This window comes from Muricauda sp. SCSIO 64092 (assembly GCF_023016285.1).
GTDB lineage: Bacteria > Bacteroidota > Bacteroidia > Flavobacteriales > Flavobacteriaceae > Croceivirga.
In genome coordinates this window covers 981,496-1,006,982 of sequence record NZ_CP095413.1, presented here as the reverse complement: position 1 = coordinate 1,006,982, position 25,487 = coordinate 981,496, and the positions used below count along the sequence as shown (strand labels likewise).

Annotated in this window: 33 protein-coding genes and 1 pseudogene; 29 read left to right on the top strand and 5 right to left on the bottom strand. The window is 42.0% G+C overall.

What is annotated here, in order from left to right:
* Positions 1-92: 92 nt before the first annotated feature.
* Positions 93-719, bottom strand: a complete 627-nt coding sequence (locus L0P88_RS04240) for a DUF4468 domain-containing protein (RefSeq protein ID WP_247133384.1) — start codon at positions 717-719, stop codon at positions 93-95.
* A gap of 62 nt (positions 720-781) precedes the next feature.
* Positions 782-2,313, bottom strand: a pseudogene (locus L0P88_RS04235) (IS1182 family transposase).
* A 306-nt stretch (positions 2,314-2,619) separates the two neighbouring features.
* Here L0P88_RS04235 and L0P88_RS04230 point away from each other — a divergent pair.
* Positions 2,620-3,606, top strand: coding sequence for an IS110 family transposase (locus L0P88_RS04230; protein WP_247130984.1), 987 nt, complete (start codon positions 2,620-2,622; stop codon positions 3,604-3,606).
* Between the two features lie 198 nt (positions 3,607-3,804).
* On the opposite strand, the gene L0P88_RS04225 is transcribed toward L0P88_RS04230, so the two are convergent.
* Entirely contained in the window at positions 3,805-4,032 is a 228-nt protein-coding gene (locus tag L0P88_RS04225; RefSeq protein WP_247133383.1) for a helix-turn-helix domain-containing protein, read from the bottom strand.
* A gap of 66 nt (positions 4,033-4,098) precedes the next feature.
* Between L0P88_RS04225 and L0P88_RS04220 the strand changes: the two genes are divergently transcribed.
* The 4 genes from L0P88_RS04220 (at position 4,099) to L0P88_RS04205 (ending at position 6,344) form a co-directional block, all read left to right on the top strand.
* Positions 4,099-4,296, top strand: a complete 198-nt coding sequence (locus L0P88_RS04220) for a hypothetical protein (protein WP_247133382.1) — start codon at positions 4,099-4,101, stop codon at positions 4,294-4,296.
* 389 nt (positions 4,297-4,685) lie between these two features.
* Positions 4,686-5,462 carry a TIGR04255 family protein gene (locus L0P88_RS04215; RefSeq protein WP_247133381.1) on the top strand — a complete coding sequence of 259 codons (777 nt, stop codon included), beginning with the start codon at positions 4,686-4,688 and terminating at the stop codon, positions 5,460-5,462.
* The gene (locus tag L0P88_RS04210; protein WP_247133380.1) at positions 5,446-5,949 is read left to right on the top strand and encodes a hypothetical protein; all 504 of its coding nucleotides are present in this window, start codon (positions 5,446-5,448) and stop codon (positions 5,947-5,949) included. The genes L0P88_RS04215 and L0P88_RS04210 overlap by 17 nt, the downstream gene beginning before the upstream one ends.
* Positions 5,946-6,344: a hypothetical protein gene (locus L0P88_RS04205; protein WP_247133379.1), complete on the top strand. Its 399-nt coding sequence runs from the start codon at positions 5,946-5,948 to the stop codon at positions 6,342-6,344. Before L0P88_RS04210 ends, L0P88_RS04205 begins: the two co-directional genes overlap by 4 nt.
* 485 nt (positions 6,345-6,829) lie before the next feature.
* Here the strand turns inward: L0P88_RS04205 and L0P88_RS04200 are convergent, their stop codons facing one another.
* The gene (locus tag L0P88_RS04200) at positions 6,830-7,099 is read right to left on the bottom strand and encodes a hypothetical protein (protein WP_247133378.1); all 270 of its coding nucleotides are present in this window, start codon (positions 7,097-7,099) and stop codon (positions 6,830-6,832) included.
* Positions 7,100-7,374: 275 nt separating this feature from the next.
* Between L0P88_RS04200 and L0P88_RS04195 the strand changes: the two genes are divergently transcribed.
* Together L0P88_RS04195 and L0P88_RS04190 are read left to right on the top strand one after the other, a co-directional pair.
* The gene (locus L0P88_RS04195; protein WP_247133377.1) at positions 7,375-7,932 is read left to right on the top strand and encodes a hypothetical protein; all 558 of its coding nucleotides are present in this window, start codon (positions 7,375-7,377) and stop codon (positions 7,930-7,932) included.
* Complete coding sequence (locus L0P88_RS04190) at positions 7,919-8,119, top strand: hypothetical protein (RefSeq protein WP_247133376.1); 201 nt, start codon at positions 7,919-7,921, stop codon at positions 8,117-8,119. The genes L0P88_RS04195 and L0P88_RS04190 overlap by 14 nt, the downstream gene beginning before the upstream one ends.
* Here the strand turns inward: L0P88_RS04190 and L0P88_RS04185 are convergent.
* On the bottom strand, positions 8,112-8,534 hold the full coding sequence (locus tag L0P88_RS04185; protein WP_247133375.1) for a helix-turn-helix domain-containing protein: 423 nt from the start codon (positions 8,532-8,534) through the stop codon (positions 8,112-8,114). The two genes, L0P88_RS04190 and L0P88_RS04185, sit on opposite strands and share 8 nt — an antisense overlap.
* A 127-nt stretch (positions 8,535-8,661) precedes the next feature.
* Between L0P88_RS04185 and L0P88_RS04180 the strand changes: the two genes are divergently transcribed.
* From L0P88_RS04180 to L0P88_RS04075, 22 genes are all read left to right on the top strand, one after another.
* The gene (locus tag L0P88_RS04180) at positions 8,662-8,949 is read left to right on the top strand and encodes a hypothetical protein (protein ID WP_247133374.1); all 288 of its coding nucleotides are present in this window, start codon (positions 8,662-8,664) and stop codon (positions 8,947-8,949) included.
* 49 nt (positions 8,950-8,998) lie between these two features.
* Positions 8,999-9,595 carry a helix-turn-helix transcriptional regulator gene (locus tag L0P88_RS04175; RefSeq protein ID WP_247133373.1) on the top strand — a complete coding sequence of 199 codons (597 nt, stop codon included), beginning with the start codon at positions 8,999-9,001 and terminating at the stop codon, positions 9,593-9,595.
* Positions 9,592-9,888 carry a hypothetical protein gene (locus L0P88_RS04170; protein WP_247133372.1) on the top strand — a complete coding sequence of 99 codons (297 nt, stop codon included), beginning with the start codon at positions 9,592-9,594 and terminating at the stop codon, positions 9,886-9,888. The genes L0P88_RS04175 and L0P88_RS04170 overlap by 4 nt, the downstream gene beginning before the upstream one ends.
* Entirely contained in the window at positions 9,885-10,250 is a 366-nt protein-coding gene (locus L0P88_RS04165; RefSeq protein ID WP_247133371.1) for a hypothetical protein, read from the top strand. Before L0P88_RS04170 ends, L0P88_RS04165 begins: the two co-directional genes overlap by 4 nt.
* Positions 10,251-10,552: 302 nt before the next feature.
* Entirely contained in the window at positions 10,553-10,807 is a 255-nt protein-coding gene (locus L0P88_RS04160; protein ID WP_247133370.1) for a hypothetical protein, read from the top strand.
* Between the two features lie 404 nt (positions 10,808-11,211).
* A complete protein-coding gene (locus L0P88_RS04155; protein WP_247133369.1) occupies positions 11,212-11,805 on the top strand; it encodes a hypothetical protein in 594 nt (197 codons plus the stop codon).
* Positions 11,806-11,808: 3 nt separating this feature from the next.
* A complete protein-coding gene (locus L0P88_RS04150) occupies positions 11,809-12,000 on the top strand; it encodes a hypothetical protein (protein ID WP_247133368.1) in 192 nt (63 codons plus the stop codon).
* A 3-nt stretch (positions 12,001-12,003) separates the two neighbouring features.
* Entirely contained in the window at positions 12,004-12,264 is a 261-nt protein-coding gene (locus L0P88_RS04145; protein WP_247133367.1) for a hypothetical protein, read from the top strand.
* A gap of 23 nt (positions 12,265-12,287) precedes the next feature.
* Positions 12,288-15,338, top strand: coding sequence for a CHC2 zinc finger domain-containing protein (locus L0P88_RS04140; protein ID WP_247133366.1), 3,051 nt, complete (start codon positions 12,288-12,290; stop codon positions 15,336-15,338).
* Positions 15,335-16,441 carry a DNA cytosine methyltransferase gene (locus L0P88_RS04135; RefSeq protein ID WP_409557709.1) on the top strand — a complete coding sequence of 369 codons (1,107 nt, stop codon included), beginning with the start codon at positions 15,335-15,337 and terminating at the stop codon, positions 16,439-16,441. The genes L0P88_RS04140 and L0P88_RS04135 overlap by 4 nt, the downstream gene beginning before the upstream one ends.
* Positions 16,438-17,214, top strand: a complete 777-nt coding sequence (locus L0P88_RS04130) for a DNA adenine methylase (protein ID WP_247133364.1) — start codon at positions 16,438-16,440, stop codon at positions 17,212-17,214. Before L0P88_RS04135 ends, L0P88_RS04130 begins: the two co-directional genes overlap by 4 nt.
* 1 nt (position 17,215) lies before the next feature.
* A complete protein-coding gene (locus L0P88_RS04125) occupies positions 17,216-17,434 on the top strand; it encodes a hypothetical protein (protein WP_247133363.1) in 219 nt (72 codons plus the stop codon).
* Positions 17,431-17,652 (top strand): hypothetical protein, encoded by a 222-nt coding sequence (locus L0P88_RS04120; RefSeq protein WP_247133362.1) that lies wholly within the window; start codon positions 17,431-17,433, stop codon positions 17,650-17,652. The genes L0P88_RS04125 and L0P88_RS04120 overlap by 4 nt, the downstream gene beginning before the upstream one ends.
* 15 nt (positions 17,653-17,667) lie before the next feature.
* Positions 17,668-18,141 (top strand): hypothetical protein, encoded by a 474-nt coding sequence (locus tag L0P88_RS04115; protein WP_247133361.1) that lies wholly within the window; start codon positions 17,668-17,670, stop codon positions 18,139-18,141.
* Positions 18,142-18,153: 12 nt separating this feature from the next.
* Positions 18,154-18,528 (top strand): hypothetical protein, encoded by a 375-nt coding sequence (locus L0P88_RS04110; protein WP_247133360.1) that lies wholly within the window; start codon positions 18,154-18,156, stop codon positions 18,526-18,528.
* Between the two features lie 207 nt (positions 18,529-18,735).
* Positions 18,736-19,695, top strand: a complete 960-nt coding sequence (locus L0P88_RS04105) for an RNA-directed DNA polymerase (RefSeq protein WP_247133359.1) — start codon at positions 18,736-18,738, stop codon at positions 19,693-19,695.
* Positions 19,682-19,978 (top strand): hypothetical protein, encoded by a 297-nt coding sequence (locus L0P88_RS04100; RefSeq protein ID WP_247133358.1) that lies wholly within the window; start codon positions 19,682-19,684, stop codon positions 19,976-19,978. Before L0P88_RS04105 ends, L0P88_RS04100 begins: the two co-directional genes overlap by 14 nt.
* 559 nt (positions 19,979-20,537) lie before the next feature.
* Positions 20,538-21,002, top strand: a complete 465-nt coding sequence (locus tag L0P88_RS04095) for a hypothetical protein (protein WP_247133357.1) — start codon at positions 20,538-20,540, stop codon at positions 21,000-21,002.
* Complete coding sequence (locus tag L0P88_RS04090; RefSeq protein ID WP_247133356.1) at positions 21,002-21,691, top strand: hypothetical protein; 690 nt, start codon at positions 21,002-21,004, stop codon at positions 21,689-21,691. The genes L0P88_RS04095 and L0P88_RS04090 overlap by 1 nt, the downstream gene beginning before the upstream one ends.
* Positions 21,688-21,930 carry a hypothetical protein gene (locus tag L0P88_RS04085; RefSeq protein WP_247133355.1) on the top strand — a complete coding sequence of 81 codons (243 nt, stop codon included), beginning with the start codon at positions 21,688-21,690 and terminating at the stop codon, positions 21,928-21,930. Before L0P88_RS04090 ends, L0P88_RS04085 begins: the two co-directional genes overlap by 4 nt.
* Positions 21,927-23,996: a hypothetical protein gene (locus tag L0P88_RS04080; protein WP_247133354.1), complete on the top strand. Its 2,070-nt coding sequence runs from the start codon at positions 21,927-21,929 to the stop codon at positions 23,994-23,996. The genes L0P88_RS04085 and L0P88_RS04080 overlap by 4 nt, the downstream gene beginning before the upstream one ends.
* A complete protein-coding gene (locus tag L0P88_RS04075; RefSeq protein ID WP_247133353.1) occupies positions 23,996-25,483 on the top strand; it encodes a hypothetical protein in 1,488 nt (495 codons plus the stop codon). The genes L0P88_RS04080 and L0P88_RS04075 overlap by 1 nt, the downstream gene beginning before the upstream one ends.
* The last annotated feature ends 4 nt before the right edge of the window (positions 25,484-25,487 follow it).

The following is a 25,487-nucleotide window of genomic DNA, read 5'->3' as shown; positions in this document are numbered from 1 at the left end:
TACAGTTTTTGGTCAGTATAAATGTAAGCAAGGTTCTTTGTCTTAATTGACCAGCGAAGCAATGGATTATGGCTATTGTTAAACACCGTTTTTTACCAATCGTCTTTATCGTCTTTGTTTTTTAGAAAGTTTAATAAACTCAAATCAATCTGTTCAAGTTTTTTTATTATCTGCGGAATTATTTTTTTTCCATAATTCTGCTGAGATTCGTAGTCTTTTTTAAATTTTTTGTCATTTTTTATTCGTTTGATTGCCGCTTTTTTTCCAATTCCGTCATAGTTTTCCATTGCTTTCAGACTGAACTCACGATATTGTTCTAAACTCATAAAATAAACAGCCAACGACATTGAAGCGTCAGTTCCATCGAATAGTAAATCAGATATTTCGATTTTATATCGTCCATCTTTGAATTTCAAATCAAGAGTATATTCCACTTTTCGTGAAGAATAAACAGTTGCTCCATAAGCTGTGTAGTCAGCACCTATTTCAAATGCTCCTTTTGTCAAAATGTTGTCCTCGTTATTAATTCGAGTAACATAGTTAGAGTTGTTATAAGTTTTGGCAACCCAACGATTTGCCCTGTCTTTTAATTCCTTTTTGTTCAAGTCCATTTTCTGAACTCTGTCAACATAAATTTTTCCGTTTATTGAATCAACCACCACTTGTGTTTTTCCAATAAAGCCAATTAAAATAAATGCCAATATTAATAATGTTCTCATAGTTTTTTTTAATTGTGCCTAACGTCAGTCTGTCTCAAAACTACCGTGATTAGTTGTTTATTTTAAAAATATATTAATTTGTTAGAGGGTTTTCCAAATGGATTACCTAAAACTGAGATTCCGTTAAAACAAACACTCTGGTCATTATAAAAGCAAATAAGGTGTTTAAAAAATGCTTTTAAGACGGATATTTTTGGTTTCCAGCCTAGATTGAACATTCTTTTAAGGTTGTATGCTAAAGCTGTTAATCCAAAATCAGCACTGGCTGAAGCAATTCCTTTCTTTGTAATTATATAATCAAAACCCCATTGCCTCTTTATCGTACCAAAGGGATGCTCTACAATGGCTTGTCGCTTTTTGTAAAGTCCTTGGTTATTGGCTACATGCTTTTTGTTGCTATCTATGTACGATTTATACTGGCTACGTTGAACAATCTTCCCATTGACCTTTGAAGTTGTACAACTTGTCATTACTGGGCAAGTTTTACAAGGCTTGGTTTTATATTGCTTAAACTTATAGTTTCTAGCCTTATACCAATTACCATTAGAGATTAGTTCTCTGTTTTTCGGACAAGTATAGGTGTCCTCTTTTTTGTTATAAATAAAGTGCCCAACATTATAAGTTGGGTCTGGTGCTTGGCTACTTCTGCCAATACCTGGTATGGCCACAAGGGTTTTTATTCCCAGGCAATTTGCAGTATAGAACTCACTACCGGTATGATAGCCTTTGTCATAAAGTGCTGTAAATGTATTGGTTCTTAAAATACTTTTTGCTCTTCTAAGCATCATACCCATAGCCTTTTTATCATTCTCATTGGTGAGTTTGTAATCAATAAGAAGTTTATGTTTATCGTCTACAGTCCTTTGGGCTGTATAGGTTATTTCGGTAATCGTTCCCCGAACAATTTGGTGCCTGCTATCTGGATCAGAAGTTGATATTTGTGGGTTTTCACAGCTCTTATCCTGTTCCAATACCATTTGTATTTGTTGGTATTTATCTTGATGTACCCGATGTTTGTTTATCGCTTTTTCGATGGCTTTTTTTTCATCGCCATCGGCGGTAGCTAATGCCTCATTATACTCATCTAGCTTATTGTCTATATACTCTAAATGGCGTTGTATTTTCTTTTTATTGTAATTGTTCTTTTTACTGTTCCGAGCTCTAAGTTTTGTAGAGTCACCAGCAATGAATATAGCTCCAATAAGATTAAAATCCTGAGCTATAGAAACACTTTCTCTAAAGACACGCTTTATGGCTTTGGGATTAGATTGTCTAAACCTAGAGATCGTATTATGATCTGGTTTAAGGTTTTTAAGTAACCACATGAGTTCTATATTACGAACACATTCCTTTCCAATACCCTGGAAGAACGCATACGATTCATATAGCCATAGATATAAAGCTTAAGTAAATCTTTAGGATTATATGCTGGTCTACCTTGATTAGAAATAGTTGTAAAACCTAACTGCTCCAAATCGAGATTATCAACAAAAACATCAATAAACCTTACGGTATTATCCCGATCAACCATATCGTCCAGACATGTGGTATATAATGTAAGTTGTTCTCGGGAGGCTCCTCGTATATAATTCATTATAATGTTTCTCTCTAATTCTTAATACTTTTGAGACAGTCTGACGGTCTTGGCTATGAGGAGTTGCGTGGTTTAGCGGTTAATCTTGCAAGCCTGCCTGCAGGCTCTTAGGTTTGTATTATTAAATCGAAGTATCTTAAAAAAGAAAAGGATGGGTGAACTTTCTTGCCGGCTAGATAAGATCCATTGCCTGTATTAGTCCCATCCTTAACTTTTAGACTGCCCGGAACCAGTTGGAATTTTAGATATCAAGGTCTATTAAGAGTCTTAGTCCCCTGGCAATCATTAACCTAATTCAAATGTACAATGAAAAAAGAATTTATCGGTATTGACGTTTCAAAAAGTACCCTCGATGTATACCTCTATCATGGCAAAGCGCACAAAGTATTTGATAATACCCTCACTGGGTTCTCTAAATTATTAGCCTGGGCGAAAAGACAATTGAAAGAAACTGAACCTGTATTTTGTTTTGAGCACACGGGTATCTATAGCTTAAAACTTTGTGAATTTATGCAACAAAATCAGTTTACCTATTTTGTGATCTCTGGGTTGGAACTCAAGCGGTCTCTGGGTATTAAACGTGGAAAGAATGACAAGGTCGATGCACAAGCTATTGCGCGTTATGCCTTTTTGTTCGAAAAGGAGTTGACCCCCTATCAACTTCCGGCCACATCATTATTAAAGCTGAAGAACTTATTAACTTACCGTGCTAAACTTGTACGGCAAAGAACAGCCCACCTCAACCAAATCACCGAGCAAAAAAAAGTGCTGCAGGTATCCCCGGATGATCCCATACTTGTTTCTGCGCAACAGATCATACAATTTTTGACCAAGGAAATCCTTCAGATCGAAAAACTTATAAGAACTCAGATCCAACAAAATCAAGAAATCACTCGAACCTTTAAGCATATCACCTCTATCAAGGGAGTCGGTTTAATCCTGGCGGTAACACTAATCACCGCAACCGATAACTTTAAAGCGTTTAAAACCTGGAGACAATTTGCTTGTTATGCCGGAATTGCGCCTTTTGAGCATCAATCAGGAACGAGTATAAAAGGCAAAACCAGGATAAGTACCTTGGGAAACCGAACAATAAAAACCTTGCTATCACAAGCAGCAGCTACCGCATTACAGCATGATCCAGAGATAAAAATGTATTACCAGCGGAGGTTGAAAGCCGGTAAATCCAAAATGTCAACAATCAATGTGATACGTAATAAAATAGTAAGCCGAACTTTTGCCGTGGTCAAGCGGGACAAGCCATATGTAAATTTAGCAAAATATGCAGCTTGAAAATTTGGATAAACCTTAGAATACAGGCAGGTACACACCAAGCTGAAAATCCGCAAGGATTTTCAGAAGCCTGCACTGAGCCTGTTGAAGCGGGGCAAATCCAACCATTGATAGTTTCTAAGTTTCAAGTTAACGAATTGCAGCTACTTGCCCGCCAATCAGGTGGGTAAATTATTGCCCTTGTTGGCAAACGTTTTTTTATTTACTCAAATTGCAAATTTCGGTCAAGGGTACTTCCAAAGCTTGACTGATTCTGAACAACGTATGAATGGTCGCATTTGTCCGTCCCTTTTCGATTCGGGAAATATTTGTCGTGTCGATACGTGCTTCTATTCTGCCTACAAGGTCAACTTGGGTCAGACCTTTTTCAAGTCGGATTCTTTTGATGTTTTCACCGATAGCTTTCAACATTTCCGACTTTTCCATACTTGCCATATTTGACAAGTCAAGAAAAGACTTATCTTTACTGCTATTAATGTCATATATGACAAGTTGGGCAAAGAATTCAAAGAAGGCTTATTAGGCTTAATTGCTGACATCTATGGCTCACCAGAGGAATTGGCCAAAATCCTTGATTTGGGAGTCGAGATGCTTTTTTATTTAGAAGAAGATACTTTTGAGAGAAGGGATGTCCAGTCAGTCGTTTCCGCTCTAAGGGCGGTCATTGGTATCATGAGGGAACCAGATTAGATTTTCCTGAAGAATTTGATCTGCATGATGCTTGTTGAACCTTTGGATTCTTTAGGTCACTTATCATGAAGATACCCTGAAAGCGAACCACAGGGATAGTTATGTTGTTGATAAGGGCAGGTACACTTTTTGTGATAAAGGCCATATCAAAAGGGAAAAGAAGCGTCCTGAAGCAGTTGAAAGGATTTTAAGGGGTCTTATCAACAAGTATGGCAGATTGGAGCGCTATGGGTATGATTATTATTATTTTGAAAGGGATAGACGGCTGAGGAAAAAAGTAAAATGTTGGAAATAACTATTAAAAAGGTATAGGTTTTGTAAGGTTTTTTAAAATAAACCGATTGTCATTTTTATGAAAACTATATAATAAGAATTGGTTCTTATTAGTTATGTTTGTAGGAGGAGTACAACAATTGACCAAAAAAGGACATATTTCTAAATTGCCGAATTCCCCTCTGCAGGAGGTCATATTCGAGCTAATATTGAATCAAGAGGTGGATTCAAGAGGAAATCAAGTGGAGCATAGTTTTGATTTGGCCCAAGGTGTTTTCAACAAGAGTATAACTGAAGACTTCAAGCACGTAGTAACTAATTCGTTCCCTCCAAATATTAAAATATTCCCCCGTATAAAATACCAGTATTGGACTAGTCTTAATCAATGGCCAGTAGTTCAAATAGGTCCTGGTATTTTTACCGTTAACGATACCGATGTCAATTATGAATGGAGTAAGTTTTATCCACTGATTTTAGAAAACCTCCAACGGTTGATTGACAGTTATTCTTCACCTTTGGACATCAACAAAATATCCTTGAGATATTTAGATGCTGTGGAGATAGATGGAGCAGATTCAGAAGAAAAGCTGAGATTCATTAATAAGAATTTCAATTTGAATCTAATAAATAACTATTCAATCAAGGATGCAACAATGCTCGGTTTGAATATTAATCAAACTTACAGATTGACAGATGGCAGTACCGTCCATTTTTCTATAATAGACGGAAAAAGCAAAAGGAATAAGCAAGCTGTGATTTGGCAAACCCAAATTAACAGTTCTAAGGCGAAGACTTTTGAAGACATATCGAATTGGCTGGATTCAGCTCATTCTGTTACAAGTGATTTATTCAAGGACACGATTACAAACGATTTTTATGCCAGTTTTAAATAAGGAAACCGAATTTTACAAGATTCCTAGCTATCAAGAAGGTTTTTTTGGAGCAAGTTCATTTACTAACGATTTTCTGGTAGTAAGCGTTGATTATCCAAGTATCCACCAGAGTTCTATAGTGATGCATGATATGGGTATGGTTTCTGAAGAAAACGAAGCTGCCATAGGTCAAATTAAGGCTTTGAAGTTATTGGGTAATAATTGGGATGAAGAAGGCGCTTTACCCATACCTGAAGAAGTTATTTCAAGAGCGATTGAAATTGTAAATCATATTAATAGATTTGGCCACGACGTTTATTTGGCGACCCCTGGACCAAATCAAGAGATTCTCTTGATGTTAAAATCAGGGAATCGAGAAATTGAAATAATAATATATCCAGATCGAGAAAAGTTGGTAAAGTTTGATGGAACTGAGTTTGTGGAACAAGGTAACTTCTTGGGCCAAGAATTGTCTGCTTTATTGGAATGGATTACCCGCTTAGTATGACCAAGGGTGATATTATAACTGACCCTAAAGAATCATTTTATAGAAGGGCTTATAGGAAAGATAAAAAATATGTTGACCCCAAAACAGGAAATTTTATCTCCAGGGCTTTTACTCCACGTCCAAAAAGGGACAATGGGATGCTTTCGGTTGATTTGGTTCGACTAACCACTCCCGAAAATACCGTTATGGATGCGGATAAGTTTGCAATTGCTGAAGTCCAAAATTCTGATATTATAAATCTGGGTTTGGAATCGATCTATGATCCAGTCGAGGCGAATGGACTCCCAGAGAACCTTGCTCATTGTTTAATATGTTGTATTGATGAAGATGATGAAAGCATTGCAGGTATTCTGGCCAGAAAATCTAAGAGAATTTATTTAGCGGAGGGTGAATAACCTTTCAAACATTAACCTGATAGAATTAAAAATCCCTCATAACCAATAAGTTAAAAGGGATTTGCGTACCCAGAGCGGGAATTGCCTTCCGGCGAGTCCCCATCCGAACCTGTTGAAAATGAAAAACCAATTCTAAACGAATTGTTTTATCCGAAATAAAATTTCACCGAAATCGGTTTGGCTCATTTTATTCCATAAAAAAACCAAGGGTTACCCTTGGTTTTTCATTTATTGGTACTCGGAGCGGGCACCTCAATACTTCGGCAGTGAACACAAGCCCCGCTTTTATTTCACTTCGTTTCATAAAAAAAGCCCTTACTTGGTAAGAGCTTTCCTCGTTGTACTCGGAGCGGGACTTGAACCCGAAAGCCAATTTTAATAGATTCTATATATCAGAAAATCAGTTCATTGCAAATAAATTTATATTAAAAAACATCAATTTTGGCGAGAATTTGACACGCTCCATGCGATGAAAAAGCCCGCCGTTATTGAGTTGTTGTCATTTTTGCTTCATTGTTCTCTAAAAAAACCTCCCCTTCTCCATATAAAAACCAGTTCATATTGAGCTGTGGCACCGCTTTTTTGAATGCATCCACCGTTGCCAGGCTTAAGCTATCAATTCGAAATGAGTTGTGTAGGGCCGTATAGTTAATACCATGCAATAGGCAAAATGCCCTAACGGTCTTCGGTCCTTTACCCGATTCGTGAAGCTCATGAACTAGTTTTCCCACTCTTTCCCGTAAATTCCTTTTCATCTTTTTATGAATAAAAACCATAGAATTTTTAAGGCTTTTCTGCAACGATTTTTAACTATTTTTTCATTTCTTAACACTCTATCCCTCAATAGGAACAAGACACTGTAAAATGTCAATAACTATTTGATAATTAAACAAATAGATAATTCAGCCACCGCTTGGCAATGAATAATTTCATGATGTAACATTTAACAATTACATCATGAGAAAATTGATTTTTGGACTTTTTGTCCTCGGCTTATTGGCCACTGCATGCAAAGATGACAGCAAAGTTTATGAAGACGTCCAACAAATTGACAGAGAGACTCCGCCTCCGACAAATGGGCTGGAAAAGAGCACTCCTCCGCCCGTCAACGGATAGGAGAAAACGCCTGATGATGGGAATGGCCGTTGCAATATTTCTAGTGGCCGTTCCCTTTCTGTTCTATGTCTATCGAATTTTCCCACATGAGGAATCCGCTACCATCTTGGGAATAACCTTTGAGGCAGGTGGATATGTCTATATGGACCACTATGCCTATTATTTTTTGACCAAACTATTGATTATGCTATGCTTCATTGTGTGGTATTACACATGCAGGCATTGGTGGCGTCAATTTATCCTGGTTCCTATTTGTATGTTTGCCTTTCAGATAATGGGTATTGTAAATACCAAACTGGATTATATAGATGAGTTTGACTTTTGGTACTCCATTCCAGTGGTCCTACCCATGGTGGTAATACTGTTTTTTACTTCCAAAAAGTTGACCCGTTACCGCAAATCGCTGGATATCATGGAAGAGATTGAAAACGAGATTTCCTCCCTTAAAAGTGATCAACATGCCCAGTCGTAGACACCTCACTATAATAAGGGAATTTAGAACGCTTAAGGCGAACCGTCATATTATTGGGGATGATCAGTATGTTAAAGAACTTAAACGTTTGTTGGCCGATATCAAGGCCGATATTGCTTCTCCCGATCTCTCACCCATGGAATTGAAACTGTTACAGCGTTTAATGAGAGATAATGATGCTACTTAGAGTTTTCTTTTTGCACTTTGGCAAGTTCTTCCTCTATTTGGTTTCTTATAAATTCAGTGATGATGTCGTTAGTGAAGTCGGACTCCAATTTTTCCTCTAATTTCAAATCTATCCTTTGATCTATTCTATCGTCAATGGCCTTGTCCAGTTTTGATTGAGGTTGATAAACGGCTCCTTCTTCAGACACTTTGTTCGTGCTTAGCAGCAAGTTTCCTTTTCCGGTTAGCAAATAAGCCGGGTTAAAATCTCGATAAGCGTCGCATATTTCAGAAATCGTATCAACTGAAATGGAAGAGCCCTTTTTAAGGGCATCCGCCAAGTAGCCTTGTCCTTTTCCTATGCTTAAGCTCATTTGTCTTGCAGACAATCCTTTAGCGTCTAAATACTCCTGAATTCTCTTTGAAATAACTGACATTAAAATCGTTTTTTTACGAAATATTCTTGTTTATGTCGTTTAAATCAGATATTTTCGTCAATGAATTATTAAAAATCTGTCAAACAAATATAGCATTGTTGGCGGACTTGATAAATAATAGAATTCTATGATACGAGCCGAAGTCGCGGATACTTACAAAGAAATACTTGGAGTGCAGTATGCTCAGACCATAGCCGATTATCTAAAGCAGGAGGGCATACTAAACCGTAAAGGGACCTATTATTCTGTGTGGTCTGTTTATCAGTTCATGACTGGCAAACGTGAAAATGAGGTCGTGGAAAAGGCTATAACCGATCTCATAGAAGAAACTCTAAAAAAGCAAAAGGCTAAAATGAATAGAGAGGATGCAATTGTAACTAAGGGTAAAAAAAGACTACAAGCGCTTTTAAAATAAAACCCGGAGAAATCAGCTCCGGGAATTAACCAAAATAAATTTCTTAAAGATGATCAAAACTACAGAAAAACCGAAAGTCCACCAAGTAATCCATAAGATTCCGGCAGGGCTATTGCCCACGGATCGGAGCATAGAGCTTTTCGGTGACCGAAGGACAAACCGCGTATTCTTTATGCACAATGGAAAGACCCTGCCATTTTGTGAATTGAAAAATAAGGCGCGAGAACAATTACTGCAGTTGTTGATGAACGATAAGGTGGCCATGAAAGACCTTAAACATTTACCCATTAACGAGGCGCTGGAGCAGTTTGCCTTTTGTGTGTTCGGTACGCTGGACCATGAAGCGGATGTAGATGCCGATGGTAACCTGGGCAACTCCGATAACTTTATGTGCGGCAAGGCAACTTGTAACTGCAAGCACTGGAAAAGCAAAAACATTACTTTTCAAGGCACTGCAATAAAGGGAAAATTATTACAGGTTCTTACCGAAATGGCCAACCCTGGTGACGACCGGCAACATGCTGAAAATTTGGGCATTGCCCTTTCCACGCTCTACACCCATAAGAAAAAGCTCTTTAGCATTTTCAATGTTTTCAATACCAGTGAACTCATTGTAAAGGCCATTGAGGCAAAAATCATTCAGTGATGAAGCGAACCTTAATCCATGTCCAAAAAGATATCAACGCCCTCTGTCAGGAAATCAAAAAAACCCTGGATGACACTTCCATTGAAAAAAGGGCAAAACGATTACAAATGGAAGCCTACGGCCAACGCAAAGCTACCCTTGATAAGGAAAGAGCCACCCTTTCTGGAAACGCTCAAGACTCAGTATCTAATTGCAAGGTTGGAAAATCAAAGCCGGTACCGGCATACCTCCTTCGGCGATCTGGTACGGAACCTAAAACAACTATTGCTAAGAGACAAAACGTTGCACCATGATCAACTTAAGGAAAAAATCAACATCAAAAGCTACTTCTGGTCCCTTTTACGGAAAGAAGATTGAGCTGGAAGAGGCGCTTGAAACCACCCATCAATTGGTAGATTATCTCGAGGCTTTGAAACAGAATAGGCCACGGGTTCCCATGTTGCCCAATAAGGACCTGGTGTATTGGCTGCGCTGTAACCAAATTACCATGTATTACTATACCAAGGTGAACTTACAGCTGCAGGGCATAGGTTATAGGCGTAGCTATTTGACCGAAAGCCAGTTGGTTGCCCTATGGGTTATGGTGACCAAAAGCCCCAGCGATAAACCACTGATTACTCTGGGTAATAAAAGAATACTTTTTGACACGACATAACCCTTAATTCAATGTGAGGGCATGGGCGTCTGTTGCTGCAGCTAAGAAAAATCGCGATAAAGACAGCTAAAGCGTCGGCCCACAAAAGCGCGAGCTTGATAGCGCTTCGCTAACAAGCATGACTTTGGCCGGGGATTGAAGAGGAACCCCACCTGGTCTGAAAATTTGCAGCCTGCGTAGTGGAATGGAAAAGTCCGCAGACCGCAGGGGAAGCCGAGTCCTTTTTCTAAGCGTGAAAAGGGTGCAACGAAGCTTGGCTCCGGGTTCGATTCTCGGCTGCAGACGAATTTTAAAATAGGACTATGAACAAAATTAATTTGGGCGTTCGCGCCAAGGACAAAATCACAGGTTTTACAGGAATTGTAATCTCTAAGTCTCAATGGTTGACGGGATGTGATAGGGTAGCTTTAAAACCTCCAGTAGATAAAGACGGTAAAGAACAGGAGGCTAGTTGGTTTGATATTGGTGCTGTGGAATATCTGGATGAAGGTATTAATGCCATAGAAGTTCAGGCAGACAAAACCGGAGGGCCACAAAAAGACGACCCTGTAGCCTAATGCTCAACGAAATCCTAAATATCATAGATCGGTACCCACTGGTTTTTGGCAGCATTCTCATTCTAGGGTATGTGTTGGGTGCGGTGTGTAATTATCTATTGATGTGTTTTTTGTGGCGGCGGTTTCCCCAAGATAATGCACCCTAGTGTTTTTTCATGGTGCCGGTGGAAGTAACAACGCCCATCCGGTGGTTTGTTAATGGTTAAATCACTCCCGGGAGTTGCCCCGGGTTTTAACTTAAAATTCAAACATCTATGAAAATTTATATTGCTGGGAGTTCGAAAAACCAGCACGGGGTTTAAATGCTTATTTCGCTTTTAAGGTCTAAAGAGATTGGTGATTGGATGGTACGGGCCTATGAACTGGGAATTTAGCAACAGATTAAGAACTGAAATAAAAGAGAAATGACACTAGGATTTAGTACACATTGGCCCAAAGATATGCCTGATCATCTGGCAGGGGAGCTAACACTCTTTCCGGATAAGATATTGGAATCTCTCAAAGGAGTTGTTGATTTCTATTATTATGATTACGCTTGTGGTGAACTTCCAATAGGGTTTAATTCGAATATAGACGACATACCTGATATAGAAGAAATAACCCCAAAAATCCACACCATCCGTTTCTTGACCGAAAGGCAAGCGGAGTTGTGGTCTAGACCTAAAAGGGTTATCCACTTTGTAATAAACAACCGAACAAAGAACAGGTATCAGTTCGCTCCTGTGGTTTTTGTAAAAGGTGTGCAGAAAATAAAAATTGAGCACTCAAAGTCAAACCCACCAATAGTTAGGGTAAATATTGATGGTTTTACTTACTGGACCGGAAATCCATTTGATAGGTATATGAGCGGCTCATATCCGATGGTAGCCTTGGCAAATAATGATGGGTTTGAACAAGTCGAGGACTTCTTTGCATACTTCACCCAGGAGGCCATTGCATGGCAATCAGCATTGGGAAAGGAGCCCTATATCATTCATTGGACAGATTTAAAATACTAAGATATGCCTGAGATCATAAACGGAATCATCATCCAGGCCAAACTGGTCAATGAACAGCAATATGGTTGGATATTGGACTGCGAGGGTGACGAGGCTTGGTTTCCCAAATCCCTCTGCAATTTCGATCCTGAAAAAGAAGAACTGGAAGCGCCTAAATGGTTGCTTCAGGAAAAATTCACTAACGAGAGATTTTGAATTATGCTCACCTTCGAACAATTGGAAAAAATAGGGTTTGAATTTTACGGGCGTTACGAAGACGAAGAAATTTTCTATGTGGATTACCAGTTTGTAAAGGACGATTCCTATTTCTCTATATGCACGACTATAGATGAAAACAACATTTTCGTAGAGCAGACCTTTGAATTGAACGATCGGGAAATAAAAAAAAAGTTCTTTACTCCATATGCGCTTCAAATGGTTCTTTTTCATCTGTTTGACCACCCAATAGCTAACCCCTAACGCCTTTTTCCTTTTAACCATCTATGAAGCACATTCCGGAAGACATCAAGAAACAAATCCTTAAAAAGGCGACCCTCCATAACGTACTGCAGCACTACCACGGTTTCCATAAAAAGAAGGGGGTAAACCATGTCATGGACTGCCCCAAATGCAATAAAAAGGACAAACTGGAGTACAACGAAAAAAAGGGTATCGCTAAGTGTTTTAGTAGTTGTGATTTAGGGGTACGGACGCCTGTAAATTATTTGATGAAGTTCCAGGGACTTACCTATGGTCAAGCGCTCCATGAGCTGGCCCGAATTGAGAACATCCATATACCCAATGGAGAGGAACGCAAAAGGCGTTCCAGTGAGAGCAAAACCACCTACCTACAACAATTTCTAAGAGGTTCAGGATTGGACATTGGTGATGTGACGGACTCCGTTTATGTGGACGAAGATACCCGGAAGGAAAAAAAACTGTACGAGTCGGCCACTGTGGATGGGAAGTTTCAAATTGTACCTGGGGACGATGTAGTCATCCACTATTACGATCTCTATGGCAAGCCCATGACCTACTATAAAAAGGACAGGAAGGGCAATGCCGTGGGAGCCAAACTTAATTTCTATCGCGTCCGATACCAGAATCCCAATCTCCACCTGGACAAGAATCAAGACCCTGTAAAGTACCGCTCACCCTATGGTAGTGAAACAAAGATCTACATCAACAAATGGGTTCGGGAAAAGTTCAAAAAGAACTCAAAGATTAAAACCCTCTACGTCCAGGAGGGCGAAAAGAAAGCCGACAAGGCCACCAAGCATGGTCTGATATCGGTGGGCATTATGGGCATCCACAACATTGCCTACAACAAACGCTTGCCCATGGAATTTGAGGCCATTATAAAGAGCTGTCAGGTGGAAAATGTGGTGTTCGTTCTGGACAGTGATTGGGACCGGCTCAGCTCAAAGATTGATAGCACCCATACCGCGGATCAAAGGCCCAAAAGCTTTTATCGTGCCGTGATCAATTTCCGGGATCACTTCTATGCTTTTACCAATAACGATATCCACCTGAACATTTATTTCGGATATGTCAAAGAGAATATTGAAAACGATAAAGGCATCGATGATCTTATGGTAAATACGCTCCGGAACAAGGAGGACGAGCTCAAAGTTCTATGCGAAGAAGCCTTGACCCGTCCAGATGGGGATGCCAAATACCTCGAGTTCCATCGTATCACAACGATGGGCGAGCATAAAATTAAAGAGTTTTGGAACCTGCAGAACAAAGATGCTTTTATAGAACAATATGCCGAAGTACTAAAAGCCCTGCCGAAATTCCGCTATGGAAAGGTTGAGTGGCGCTTTGATGAAAATGGAGAGGTGGTACTCGCCCAACCGGTTCTTCCGGACGAAATGTTCTGGACCGAAAATGTGCGGTATGACAAGGATGGAAAATACAAGGGCACTGATGTGACCTTTAACTATAAACGTTGCTACACCTTCCTACAGAATAGGGGCTTCTATCGCCTTCCCCAGCCAGGCAATAGCTTTATCTGGATTCAAACGAAGGACAACCTGGTCTGGGAGGTAGAACCCTTTCAAATCAAGGATTTTGTGGTGGAGTTCGCCGAGCAACTCAACAAAGAGGAAGTGGAGAACATGCTTTACAAGGGTGGACGGATGTATTTGGGCCCAGAGAGTATGGGCAACTTAAAGAATACGGCGCTTACCTTGCACCAACCCAGTAAGAATACACAATACCTTTATTTCAACGATTGTTATTTTAAGGTCACCGATGAAGATATTGAGCTGCAGGAAATCAAAAACCTAAATGGCCAGGTCTGGAAGGACAATATCAAGGACTTTACGCCCATCAAAACAGAGCTGTTGATCAGCGAAGTCCACCAGGTAGGCCCAGAAGACGTTAAGGAACATGCAGACCTCCAGCACCATATTGGTGAATACCTCTTGGATTTTTCCGAAGCCGGGCAAAATTGTCATTTTCTAAGGTTCCTCCTAAATACCAGCACTTACTTTGGCAAGACCAAAAGCTTTGAGGATGTTTCGTTTTCGGACAAGTTCGAAACCACCCGGCATCTTATGAGCAAAATCACTGCCTTTGGCTATATGCTGCACCGGTATCGGAACCCTGCCACTATGAAGGCAATTATAGGTATGGACGGGACCATGAGCGAAGTGGGCCAAAGTAATGGACGTTCGGGAAAGTCGCTCTTTGGCATTGCACTGGAGCATATGGCCCCTACGATCACCATTCCTGGAAAAAAACGAGATCTTCTGGACGATAAATACCTTTTTGAGGAAGTGGACCAGCGTACATCAACAGTATTCTTTGACGATGTCCGGACCAATTTTGATTTTGAATTTTTATTCCCTTACATCACAGGCAAGTTTACGGTCGAGAAAAAGGGAGTGGGAAAGACCACGCTACCCCCTGAGTATGTCATTAAATTCTACATCGCCACCAACCACGCCATCAATGGAGAGGGAAGTAGCTTTGAAGATCGGCAGTTTGTCCTGGGCTTTAGCGATTGGTACAACAGCAACTATAAGCCTACAGACGATTTTCAGGTGATGTTCTTTGATGAATGGGACGAAAAGCAATGGAACCTGTTCTACAATTTTGCGGCCATGGCCCTGCACTTCTATTTTAAGTACGGCCTTATTGAAGCACCCAATGAAAAACTACACCGGCGAAAATTGCGCCAACAAATCAGCGAGTCGTTCCTGGATTGGGCAGACGAATACTTTAGCAATCCGTTGAATTGCAATAGTAGTGTTAAAAAAGATGTGATGTACCAGGCCGCGCGGGGCGATACGGACCATGTACAGCATGGTGATGGTTTCCTGACCAAGTTCCCCGGGCAACGGCGGTATTGTACCATCCAAAAATTCAAGCACAAGATCAAGATGTACTGCGAATACCGAGGGTATGAGTTCAACCCCAGGAACCATGGCGGTGACATAAAGACCGGGGGCAAGGAGTATTTTGAAGTATACCTTCCGGAAGAGCAGTATGCGGAACTGCAAGAAGAACATGCCAAAAGTACCGAACAAAACAAATTTCCATTATGAACCATTTTCCAATTTTTGCGGGGATTAATGGATTTGGATTAGCTGCCGATTGGCTTGGTTGGCACCAGCCTGCTCATTGCGAAATTGATGCTTTTTGTCAAAAGATCATTCAATACTACTGGAAAAACTCAAAACCATATTATGACATTACAAAAACAGATTTCACTGTTCACAGAGGACGGACTGGAGTACTCTCAGGCGGATTCCCATGCCAACCTTTCTCAAATGCAGGAAAACGATATGGAACAGATGACGGCCGTTATCTCTGGCCAGAGATGTTACGAGCAATACGGGAGTCAAAGCCCTTTGCCGTGGTTGGTGAAAACGTTACTGGCCTCCTCTCAATGGAAGAACGAGAGGTGTTTGCTCGAGTGGACAGCCGTTCCCTTGTACGCTTTGAGAATTACGACCACTATGAAGCGGTATATGTACGACAAAGCGAAATGCTCGTCAACCGTATTTGTGAAGACCTTGAAAAAGAAGGATATCAAGTTCAGCCGTTTGTTATTCCGGCTGCGGGTGTCGGCGCTCCCCATAGACGGGACCGGATTTGGATTGTTGCTTACGCCAACCACTTCAGAAGAGGTGATGGATCTGGACAAGTTCAAAAAACGGATGGAAAAATATCCCAATGGGACCACCATGCCCAATTTAGCGACCCAGGTTCAGGGGTTGCTCCCGACACCACAGGCAAACGTGGATGGACGAAAACCAAAGAAGGATTGGAAGTGGATGGGAACGTATTGGAAAAAACCGGACGGTACCAAGGTACAGACACAATTGAACCATATGCTGCCAATGTTGCCGACTCCAAATTCAGTGAATTACAAGGGAGCGAGTTCATTGGAAGCATTGGAGAAACGGGGAAGGCTCAAGAAAAAGGCCGACAACTTAGCGGATCAATTTGCAGTAAGTGGGAAAACTTCCCAACTCAATCCCCTATTTGTGGCGGAGATGATGGGCTTTCCCGTGAACTGGACGGTATTACCTTTTCAAAATGGAGAAGTGAATCCATCAAAGGGTTCGGAAACGCCATAGTGCCCCAAGTGGCCTATAAGATTTTTAAAGCGATTGATGAACAATGTCAAGAACTAGCGTATTGAGAACACCAGTTAAATATTATGGAGGAAAGACAAGGATGCTGAAACACCTTTTACCAATGATTCCGAAACACAGAATTTACGTTGAGCCCTTCTGCGGAGGAGCATCATTGTTTTGGGCAAAAGAGCCCAGTAAAATAGAAGTATTGAATGATATTAATGGGAATGTTGTTAACTTCTATCAAACCGTTCAAAGCAATTTTTCAGAGTTGGACGAAAGAATACAAGGGTCACTTCATTGCGAGCATTCCTTTAACTATGCAAAACTTGTCTATCATAATCCTTCAAAATTCAGCAAAGTAGAGCGAGCATGGGCATTTTGGGTATCCTGTAACCAAAGTTTTGCTGCAGAGGCTGCCGGCAGCTTTCAATGGGTAAAGAATAAACACGACAATTGGCACCCAGCTGTATCGGTTGACAATCGAAAAAAAGAATTTCCTCAATACCGCGGAAGATTGAACCGTGTTTGCATCATGGACAGAGACGCAGTACAAATGATTGCAGATCGGGACGGTGGCGACACTTTTTTCTATTTAGACCCGCCTTATGTGGGTGCTCGGCAAGGCCACTACAAGGGTTATTCGCAAGAAAACTTTAATGAACTTCTATATGCTTTAGCTGAAGTAAAAGGCAAGTTTTTATTGAGCAGTTACCACAACGCTGAACTGGATCTAATAAAGGCGGAATATAATTGGAGTCAAATGGGAATTGACCAGCGTCTTGGCGTATCTGGCGGAACAAAAAGAAAAACCGAAGTATTAACATGGAATTATTGATATGAATGAATTCATCAAAAAAGTAGCTGAGATGCGCGAGGCGCAAAAGCTATATTTCGAAACCCGTAAAAAAGGTGTTCTCTTTCGTGCCAAGAAGTTGGAAAAAGAGGTGGACGCCATGCTCGATGAAATTGAGAACACCAAAGCCGCAGGTGTTCCTAAGATGAAAAATCCCCCGGCACCACCGCCTTCAAAAAACATAATGGGCCCCACAAAATGACACCCAAAGACTTTTGCAACCATCATGGGTTTCGCCTGGTTCCGAAAGAACAGGATAACGGCCGGTACTTGATCAATGTCACGGACGAGCGCTGCACCCTCTATCCCTCTGGAACCCGGGTGGGTACCGTTCCAATTCATCCAGCAATACTGGAACCCTGGCTGCAGAAATGCTATAACGAGCTCATGGACTTTATTCTTGATAAACAGTACAATTAATTTAAAATCATAACTATGGAATCATTACAGATTAAAAAGGAGGCGGCCTTGACTGCCCACGAAAATGCCAAAGCCGCCGGAAAGAAACTTCTGGAGGACCTTTTTGGTAAGAACACCTTTGTCAAGGACATTAAGGAGCGCATAAAAAGCTTCGATGATGTCCTGGAGTATCACCAGTTGGACAAACAGGAATTTGAAGTAGAATGTGCAGCACTCTCAAAAGATGAGGTAGCCTACCGAAAACTAAAATTGATTGTCAAGGCCCTTAATGAGGGATGGACACCTGACTGGGGAAACAGCAATCAGTACAAATACCAGCCCTGGTTCAACATGGGCGGCTCGTCGGGCTCCGGGTTTGCGTACCTCGGCTACGGTATCTGGCACTCGTACTCGTACGTCGGCTCCCGCCTTTGCTTTAAAAGTAGGGAATTGGCCCGCTATGCAGGGGAACAATTTACCGACATCTACAAAGATTTTTTTATCATTTAAATGTAATTCAATATGGAACAGATTAAAACGTTTGAAGACGCTTGTAAAGTATTGGGGCTGGACCCCGAAAAAGTAATCCCGGATTTCTCCATGTTCCAGGAGGAACATCAAAAGGCAATGGTTGCCCATGCCAAACTGGTCATTATTGCACAAGCCTTAAATGGGGATTGGAAACCGGATTGGGGAAACAGGGAATGGGACAAGTATTGTCCCTGGTTCAGCATGGGCGGCTCGTCGGGCTCCGGGTTTGCGCCCTGCGACTCCGTTAGCTGGCGCTCGCGCTCGGGCGTCGGCTCCCGCCTTTGCTTTAAATCGAGCGAAATTGCGAAGTACGCCGGAAAACAATTTGAAGAGCTTTACAAGGACTATTTTTTAATTCAATACTGATGAAATCGGTGGCGCAATGCCAAAGTTGCGGCTCGTCAGGCTCCAGGTTTGCGTACAACGACTACGATAACTGGAACTCGAACTCGAACGTCAGCTCCCACCTATGCAAAAGATATTGGGCATTGCGGACCCTGCCAACATGGCAAAAGATAACATTACCAAAAAGGGCGTTGGTACAAACGGAAAACGACCTTTTAAAGCAAAGGCATGAAACGGAAAGGAAACCTATATCAAAAAATCATTTCAGCGGATAACCTCAGATTTGCCGATGAAAAGGCACAAAAGGGTAAATCCAAACAATACGGCGTACAATTGCACAACCGAAACCGGGAGGCCAATATCCTAAAACTTCATCACTTGCTGAAGACCAAAACCTATCAAACTTCACCTTACGACATTTTTCAAGTATTCGAGCCCAAGGAGCGGACCGTATATCGATTGCCTTATTATCCCGATCGTATTACCCACCATGCCATTATGAACGTTCTGGAGCCCATTTTTGTGGCCACTTTCACTGCAGATACCTATAGCTGCATCAAGGGAAGGGGCATCCATTCCTGTGTCCGGGCAATCAAAAAAGCACTAAAGGAAAAAGATGGCACCCAATTTTGCCTTAAACTGGATGTTACCAAATTCTACACCAGTATTGACCATGCCATTTTAAAAAACCTACTCAGAAAGAAACTAAAAGACAATGACCTGCTCTGGCTGTTGGACGAAATCATTGACAGCGCCCCCGGCCTCCCGATAGGCAATTACCTGAGCCAATACTTGGCCAATTTCTACCTTACTTACTTTGACCATTGGCTAAAGGAAGAAAAGTGCGTGCAACATTATTTCAGATATGCGGATGATTTGGTGATTCTTAGCAGTGACAAACCCTATTTGCACGCACTTCTTAATGAAATCAAAACCTATTTGGATACGCGGTTAGGGCTGTCCGTAAAAGGAAATTACCAAGTATTCCCAGTGGAGGCCAGGGGCATTGATTTTGTGGGCTACAAGTTCTTCCATACGCACACCCTGTTGCGGAAATCCATCAAAAAAAGTTTTGCCAGGTCATTGAAGCAAAATCCAAACCCGGCATCAACGGCCAGCTATTTGGGCTGGGCCAAACACTGTAACTCCAAAAACCTCATAAAAACCCTTTTAGATGAATCAGTTTAAAGACTTTAATATTAAGCCGGAAATCACTTCCCTGGTAGGGGACAAAATCAATATCAGCCGCGTGCTGAACCGTGAGATAACCGTAACAAATTACACTGTTAGACCCAGCCTGTATGAAAAAAGCGAAAACTGCCTTTGGTTGGAGTTTCAGCTAAAAGGCAACAAGCATGTGCTTTTTACCAGTGGGACTATTTTGATACAGCAGATTGAAAAAGTGCCCAAGGATAGTTTTCCCTTTAATGCTACAATCATCAAGGAAAATGAGTACTATGAGTTTACATGACATAGGATTTCGCCATAAGTAGCAAACCGGCCTTGTGCCGGTTTATTTATGCCCAAAAGTTGCCCGATGGCAACTTTTGACCTTTTTAGCGGTCCTTTTCTTCTTGGTCAATTTTTGACGTTTTCCCCTTGAACCCCTTTATTTTATTGGTGTCTTCAAATAGTGCTTTCATGCAAAACACATATAGAGATATCTTTCGTTTTAAAACAAGACTTATAAAAAAAGAGTAAAAAAATCGTGCGTTTGTGCAAGGGCTTATAAGGTATTGAAAATCAATGTAGTATACCGCACACTTGAAAAGTGCGCAATCGTGCGTTTGTGCTTTTGTGGCGATTGCACGATTTTGCACGATTGGGGTGTGCGCTCCAACGCACTCATTTTTAGTAGATTACCGCGCTTTGTTCAAACGCACGATTTTTTTGCAGGTTTTCTAAAAGTATCACTTTCATTTGTTTTTGATCAATTAGGTTTATGCGAACCCCACCGCTTTACTAGTCATACCAAAAGGCATAATGTGCCTGTCCATTTAAAAGCCATGTGCCGGTACTAAACTTGTGCCATGGTACTTGAAAAGAATTCCGAGTTGATTATCAACATCTATAAGGTGATGATTCGATCTACTGATCTAGCTGCGGACCTACCTTCACTACAGACCATTTACCATACCCCAAGTAAAATAGGCTTTACATCGCGTGGAGAGAACACCCGGCATGGTAATCTCTATACCAAAACCTTACGGTTAAGTTATCCGGGACTGAGCACATTGGATTTTGAAAATTTTAATGAATTGTTGCGTGGCACCTACCAAGTCTATTTGGAGCTCGAGGGCGGTGAAATTTATGAAGTGGCCACTTCACAATTTCCTATGGAATGTACAACGGATTTTGGCATGGATTCCGGTCACCAGGTGGTCTTTTCATCCACCTCTCCCTATTCATTCAGTTATGTGACCACTGTTATACCAGGGCAATCCCCACCCTTGGAAGAAATTTTTGACTTTGATTTTGATTTTAACCTCGCATAATGGCAGTATTAAAAATCACCTATCCCAATAAAACCAACAATCCCACTGATGCTGACAATATTAGGAAGTTTCAGTTTGGGGATGCCAATGAAATTAAAAATGCCTTAAACAATAATGCGGATGAACTTGAGACCGTCCTTGCAGCATTGGGCATCAACCAAGGAAGTAATTCCATAGGATCCTTTGTTTCTTTGACCTTGTTGCAGGCGGCATATCCTGATGGGGCCAATGGTTCCTACGCGATTATTGACGATGGCCTTGGTGGAACCCCGCAAATTGCAACCTATAACAGCGGTACCGCTCAATGGGAGCTTTCCGTTCCGGATGGGTCCATTATTTGGGTGGCCAACCAGGCGGCTTTACCAAATCCTGGAATAGCCCAAAAATTATATATCGCTTTGGACAGTGGTGATTTTTTCTATTGGACCGGTTCTCAATTTGAGACTGCAGGACCATCATTGGATGTGGTAACCAAGTACATTCTTAATAATGGCAACCGATACTATACCGAAAAAGGTTATGGAAATTCTGCCAACAATTTTCAGGTGGGCGATATGATTCGTTACCGCAATTCTGTAAGCTTTAAAATGTACTTCTATTATGTGAAGAATGCCGATCTAACGTTACCGGCCGATTTCGCCGACCGTACCAAACTCGATCAATATACAATTAATGGACCATCCCTATGAGTGAGCTGACCCTATTCTACATTATTGCCGTACTGTTGACCTTGATCAACTTGGCCATTGCACTTTGGGCCTATAGAAAAGTAATCAAAACCGCAATGCAATTGCCCGATCCAAAAAAACATTTTTTTCCTGAGCGGGGCCAGCATTTTTTACCTGAAAAATATAAAGAAGGCTTTACTATTCGAGACGATGAAGGAAGAGCCTTGATACGAACTGCAAAACCTATGTTGGAATCATGAAAAAGTTACTGTTTCTCCTAGTATTGTTTAATTGTTGGACTTCCAAGGCACAACTGGAAATCGATTACATGGAATTCCAGGGCAATTTTACCACATCCATACGGGATGCTTTGGATGTGCCTGTTGGAAAGGTCTTCTGGGGTTGGAACATAACCAACGATCGTTTTGAGTTTGCGCGTGCAGATGATGTTTGGAAAACTATGGGGGATTTGCTCCTGGAGGAATACCCAAATCTGGATTTGGATAGCACGAATGACGGCACCACCTACACCGCGGGGAGCGGCCTCGATCTGACGGGGAACACCTTCAGCGTGGACGTTGCCGATCCTATCTGGCCCTTTGCCCTTCCAGCAGATTTGAATGCATTATTGCCCTTGGACGGGTCAAGGGCGATGACAGGAAATCTTGATATGGGAACGAACGGAATTTCGAATGCAAGCGAAATAGCGGCTACGCAATTGTTGGGAATCGTAAGGTTTACCCAATCAACGACTACTCCCGGGGTTTCGGGAAATGGAATGGCATATTTCAATGATGCCACAAACAGATTGTCGGTCCATGACGGCATCCAATACAGGGACATTGCGTATGCCGATGATATCAGTGGGGCGTCTTCTCCCGAACTTTTTTTAAAAGAAAACGTTAGCGTTGCTACCACGGCCAATATTACGCTATCTGGTACGCAAGCGATCGATGGTGTAAATGTAAGTAGTGGCGTCAGGGTTTTGGTCAAGGACCAAACAAGTGCTGGAGAAAATGGTATTTATATAGCTTCTACCGGGGCTTGGACACGTGCTACTGATGCTAACACAACACAAGAAGTGTCAAGGACTTTGGTTTACGTGCTTTTCGGGAGTGCTAATGCAAACAAGTTTTTTCAAACTAATTTTGCCACTCCAAATGCACTTGGCGTGCAGGATGTTGTATTTAATGAGGTTGACTTATATTCAACAGGTGGCACTCCCGGCCCAAACAGCATCACAACCGCCATGATTCAAAACGGAGCAGTCGAGGATGACAAAATAGGTATAAACATAGACGGAAGCAAGCTCACCAACAATACAGTTGGTGTTACAAAGCTGCAACAAATAGCGCAAGGTACTTTCTGGGGACGTAGAGCTGGGATAGGCACTGGGAACACAGAAGTTTTATTCCCTGCTGATGCAAGGACAATTTTGAACGTTGAGGACGGGGCCGCAGGGGACCAAAACGCAAGCGAGGTCGGTACAACCGTTCAGAACGGTGTCACTGAATCAACGGTTCAGGCGGAGCTTGAGAAACAGGCTGCCGATCTGACGAGCGCGACCACTCCTGTTTCATTGCTTGCATTGACCACCTCAAGGGACGGGGCATTAAGCGACAGGTATAGGCAATTGGTCAATTCAAGTGGAACGGATATCACCTATACCTTCACCACCGCCCAAAATGAAAACGGCGCGACCATTTCCTTTATGAACCTATCAAGCGGAAACAAGATAACCTTTGCCGCGGGTGCCGGGGTGACCATAACCAATCCCCACGAAACAAATACCAATGAGGGCAGTAGTGTAACCTATGTATGTGATGGCTCCAACAACTGGACGCCCAGGTTGCACGATCCGGTTGCCTATACAATCGCTACCAACCTATACACGAATCTTGATGCGGCCAATCCAAACAACGAAACCAACAGCGTAGCGAATTGGGTGGACAACGGCGGCCAGGTCACGGTTACGTCAATTAGCACCGATCCACAAAATGGCTCATTTCACCTTCGGGTAACGAACAACGAAAACAATGCCTATAATCGGGCAGAAATCTCGGTCAGCGGGTTTACCATTGGAAATAGCTATACCTGGACGTTTTATGGCAAGGCAATCAATGATACCACGGATACCATGGTCAGTGTGGTAGAAGGTGTTTCGGGCAGCACAAGGAACATCCCCAGCGGATCATACGGGTTGGTCACAACTACGTTTACAGCCAATGCGACCACACAGGTTTTTGAGATTTACGTAGCGGATATGACCGGCAATCCCATTAGTGCATATGCCGACATTGATAACTTTTTGATCGTGGCCAACTGATGAGAATACTAATTGTCATATTGCTTTTTTCAATCGTAGCCAACTCCCAAAGGACGATTGCGGATTCAATCCCTGCTTTTACCGGAAAGTACCCTGCCATAGGTGCGGGGAGGTATGCGACCGGGGGAAGTGGTGGTGTGGTTCTGAAAATCACAAATTTGAACAATTCCGGTCCAGGTTCCGCAAGGGCAGCCTTTGAAGATAGTAGGACACGTCATATCATGAAGGAGATAGATGGGTACATACCCTTACAGAGCGATATTATCGTAAACAATCCAAACTACAGTTATCATGGCCACATAGGGCCGATAGGAGGTGGCGGTTTGGTATTTATATCGGATGGATCAACTACAACGGGATTGTTCCAGTTTCAGGCCGGAAACGCCATAATTCGATTTTTAAAGACCTTTCAGGGAGGAAGTTCCTCCAATCCGCCATCCAACGGGGTCAGTGGTGACAACCTTCAGATAGCCGGAACCTACCTTTACTTTGATCATTGCTCGGTCCTCTACGGTCGGGACGAGAATTTCAGTATCTCGAATGGTTTTCCTGAAATAACAACGGACCATGTATCCTTTTCATACGGGCTGGTTGCCAGGGGGATAGGAGGAAACGATTCCAGGGGCGCATTGATTGCAGGGAACATCAACGAGATAAGTGTTGTCAAGAACTTTTTTTCCGGGAACAACCAACGTAACCCAAGGACACATTGTTATAGCTGCACATCAGGAATAGAAAGAAGGTTTGAGTACGTCAACAACCTTTTCTACGATTATGTACGTCCGGCCCAACTGGGCAACCCCCTTTCTGCCTATGGCGACAATGGCGGGCAAGTGGAAACAAATTTCATCCATAATGCCTGGGAGACTTCGAGTGCATCGAATACCAATTATCCCATAATGGTAGATGAGGTGGGGAGCCAGACCTACATTGATGATGGCAACATCGGCCCAACAAGACCTCCTTTAGACGGCTTCGACCCCTGGGACAACCTGGCAAGGGACGGCACAAGCTCCAGTGCAGGTGTAGCGGCAAAGGATGACCGCTATTCGGCTACTCCTTTCAACACAACTTTGGTGAGCGAAGGTTTTACGCCCACCCCGGCTGCGCAATTATTCAACGAATTAAGTCCACACATAGGAGCCTCAATCCCCGGACTACTTGCCCCGGAACAGGACGTTTTGGATGATTATGTTGCAGGGGTTACTTCGCACCCTTTTGAGATTGCGGACATTGTTTATCCCGCAATCGCTACGGGAACGATTAGGACGGATACCGATGGTGATGGTATTCCTGATGATTGGGAAATAGCTCACGAACTTGACCGGAATGTGAGCAATGTAGGTCTGTTTTCATTGTCACCGCATTACGACGATTTTGAAATGTACTCAATGGACGTGGTAAACCAGGTGTACCCACCTGACGAACCCCCGGTCGAAGTAGTAAAAAGGGTCTTGAAGAACGGATTTATAAGGATTTTGGATTGATAGT

Coding starts and splice junctions, on each gene's coding strand:
- L0P88_RS04080 (WP_247133354.1), top strand. CDS start 21,927: ATGAAAAAGTTACTGTTTCTCCTAGTATTGTTTAATTGTTGGACTTCC.
- L0P88_RS04135 (WP_409557709.1), top strand. CDS start 15,335: ATGAACCATTTTCCAATTTTTGCGGGGATTAATGGATTTGGATTAGCT.
- L0P88_RS04165 (WP_247133371.1), top strand. CDS start 9,885: ATGATCAACTTAAGGAAAAAATCAACATCAAAAGCTACTTCTGGTCCC.
- L0P88_RS04205 (WP_247133379.1), top strand. CDS start 5,946: ATGACCAAGGGTGATATTATAACTGACCCTAAAGAATCATTTTATAGA.
- L0P88_RS04190 (WP_247133376.1), top strand. CDS start 7,919: ATGCCCAGTCGTAGACACCTCACTATAATAAGGGAATTTAGAACGCTT.
- L0P88_RS04150 (WP_247133368.1), top strand. CDS start 11,809: ATGCCTGAGATCATAAACGGAATCATCATCCAGGCCAAACTGGTCAAT.
- L0P88_RS04100 (WP_247133358.1), top strand. CDS start 19,682: ATGAATCAGTTTAAAGACTTTAATATTAAGCCGGAAATCACTTCCCTG.
- L0P88_RS04175 (WP_247133373.1), top strand. CDS start 8,999: ATGATCAAAACTACAGAAAAACCGAAAGTCCACCAAGTAATCCATAAG.
- L0P88_RS04210 (WP_247133380.1), top strand. CDS start 5,446: ATGCCAGTTTTAAATAAGGAAACCGAATTTTACAAGATTCCTAGCTAT.
- L0P88_RS04095 (WP_247133357.1), top strand. CDS start 20,538: ATGGTACTTGAAAAGAATTCCGAGTTGATTATCAACATCTATAAGGTG.
- L0P88_RS04145 (WP_247133367.1), top strand. CDS start 12,004: ATGCTCACCTTCGAACAATTGGAAAAAATAGGGTTTGAATTTTACGGG.
- L0P88_RS04225 (WP_247133383.1), bottom strand. CDS start 4,032: ATGGAAAAGTCGGAAATGTTGAAAGCTATCGGTGAAAACATCAAAAGA.
- L0P88_RS04075 (WP_247133353.1), top strand. CDS start 23,996: ATGAGAATACTAATTGTCATATTGCTTTTTTCAATCGTAGCCAACTCC.
- L0P88_RS04105 (WP_247133359.1), top strand. CDS start 18,736: ATGAAACGGAAAGGAAACCTATATCAAAAAATCATTTCAGCGGATAAC.
- L0P88_RS04160 (WP_247133370.1), top strand. CDS start 10,553: ATGAACAAAATTAATTTGGGCGTTCGCGCCAAGGACAAAATCACAGGT.
- L0P88_RS04195 (WP_247133377.1), top strand. CDS start 7,375: ATGAAGACGTCCAACAAATTGACAGAGAGACTCCGCCTCCGACAAATG.
- L0P88_RS04180 (WP_247133374.1), top strand. CDS start 8,662: ATGATACGAGCCGAAGTCGCGGATACTTACAAAGAAATACTTGGAGTG.
- L0P88_RS04140 (WP_247133366.1), top strand. CDS start 12,288: ATGAAGCACATTCCGGAAGACATCAAGAAACAAATCCTTAAAAAGGCG.
- L0P88_RS04240 (WP_247133384.1), bottom strand. CDS start 719: ATGAGAACATTATTAATATTGGCATTTATTTTAATTGGCTTTATTGGA.
- L0P88_RS04090 (WP_247133356.1), top strand. CDS start 21,002: ATGGCAGTATTAAAAATCACCTATCCCAATAAAACCAACAATCCCACT.
- L0P88_RS04110 (WP_247133360.1), top strand. CDS start 18,154: ATGGAACAGATTAAAACGTTTGAAGACGCTTGTAAAGTATTGGGGCTG.
- L0P88_RS04125 (WP_247133363.1), top strand. CDS start 17,216: ATGAATGAATTCATCAAAAAAGTAGCTGAGATGCGCGAGGCGCAAAAG.
- L0P88_RS04085 (WP_247133355.1), top strand. CDS start 21,688: ATGAGTGAGCTGACCCTATTCTACATTATTGCCGTACTGTTGACCTTG.
- L0P88_RS04230 (WP_247130984.1), top strand. CDS start 2,620: ATGAAAAAAGAATTTATCGGTATTGACGTTTCAAAAAGTACCCTCGAT.
- L0P88_RS04155 (WP_247133369.1), top strand. CDS start 11,212: ATGACACTAGGATTTAGTACACATTGGCCCAAAGATATGCCTGATCAT.
- L0P88_RS04115 (WP_247133361.1), top strand. CDS start 17,668: ATGGAATCATTACAGATTAAAAAGGAGGCGGCCTTGACTGCCCACGAA.
- L0P88_RS04185 (WP_247133375.1), bottom strand. CDS start 8,534: ATGTCAGTTATTTCAAAGAGAATTCAGGAGTATTTAGACGCTAAAGGA.
- L0P88_RS04215 (WP_247133381.1), top strand. CDS start 4,686: ATGTTTGTAGGAGGAGTACAACAATTGACCAAAAAAGGACATATTTCT.
- L0P88_RS04200 (WP_247133378.1), bottom strand. CDS start 7,099: ATGAAAAGGAATTTACGGGAAAGAGTGGGAAAACTAGTTCATGAGCTT.
- L0P88_RS04120 (WP_247133362.1), top strand. CDS start 17,431: ATGACACCCAAAGACTTTTGCAACCATCATGGGTTTCGCCTGGTTCCG.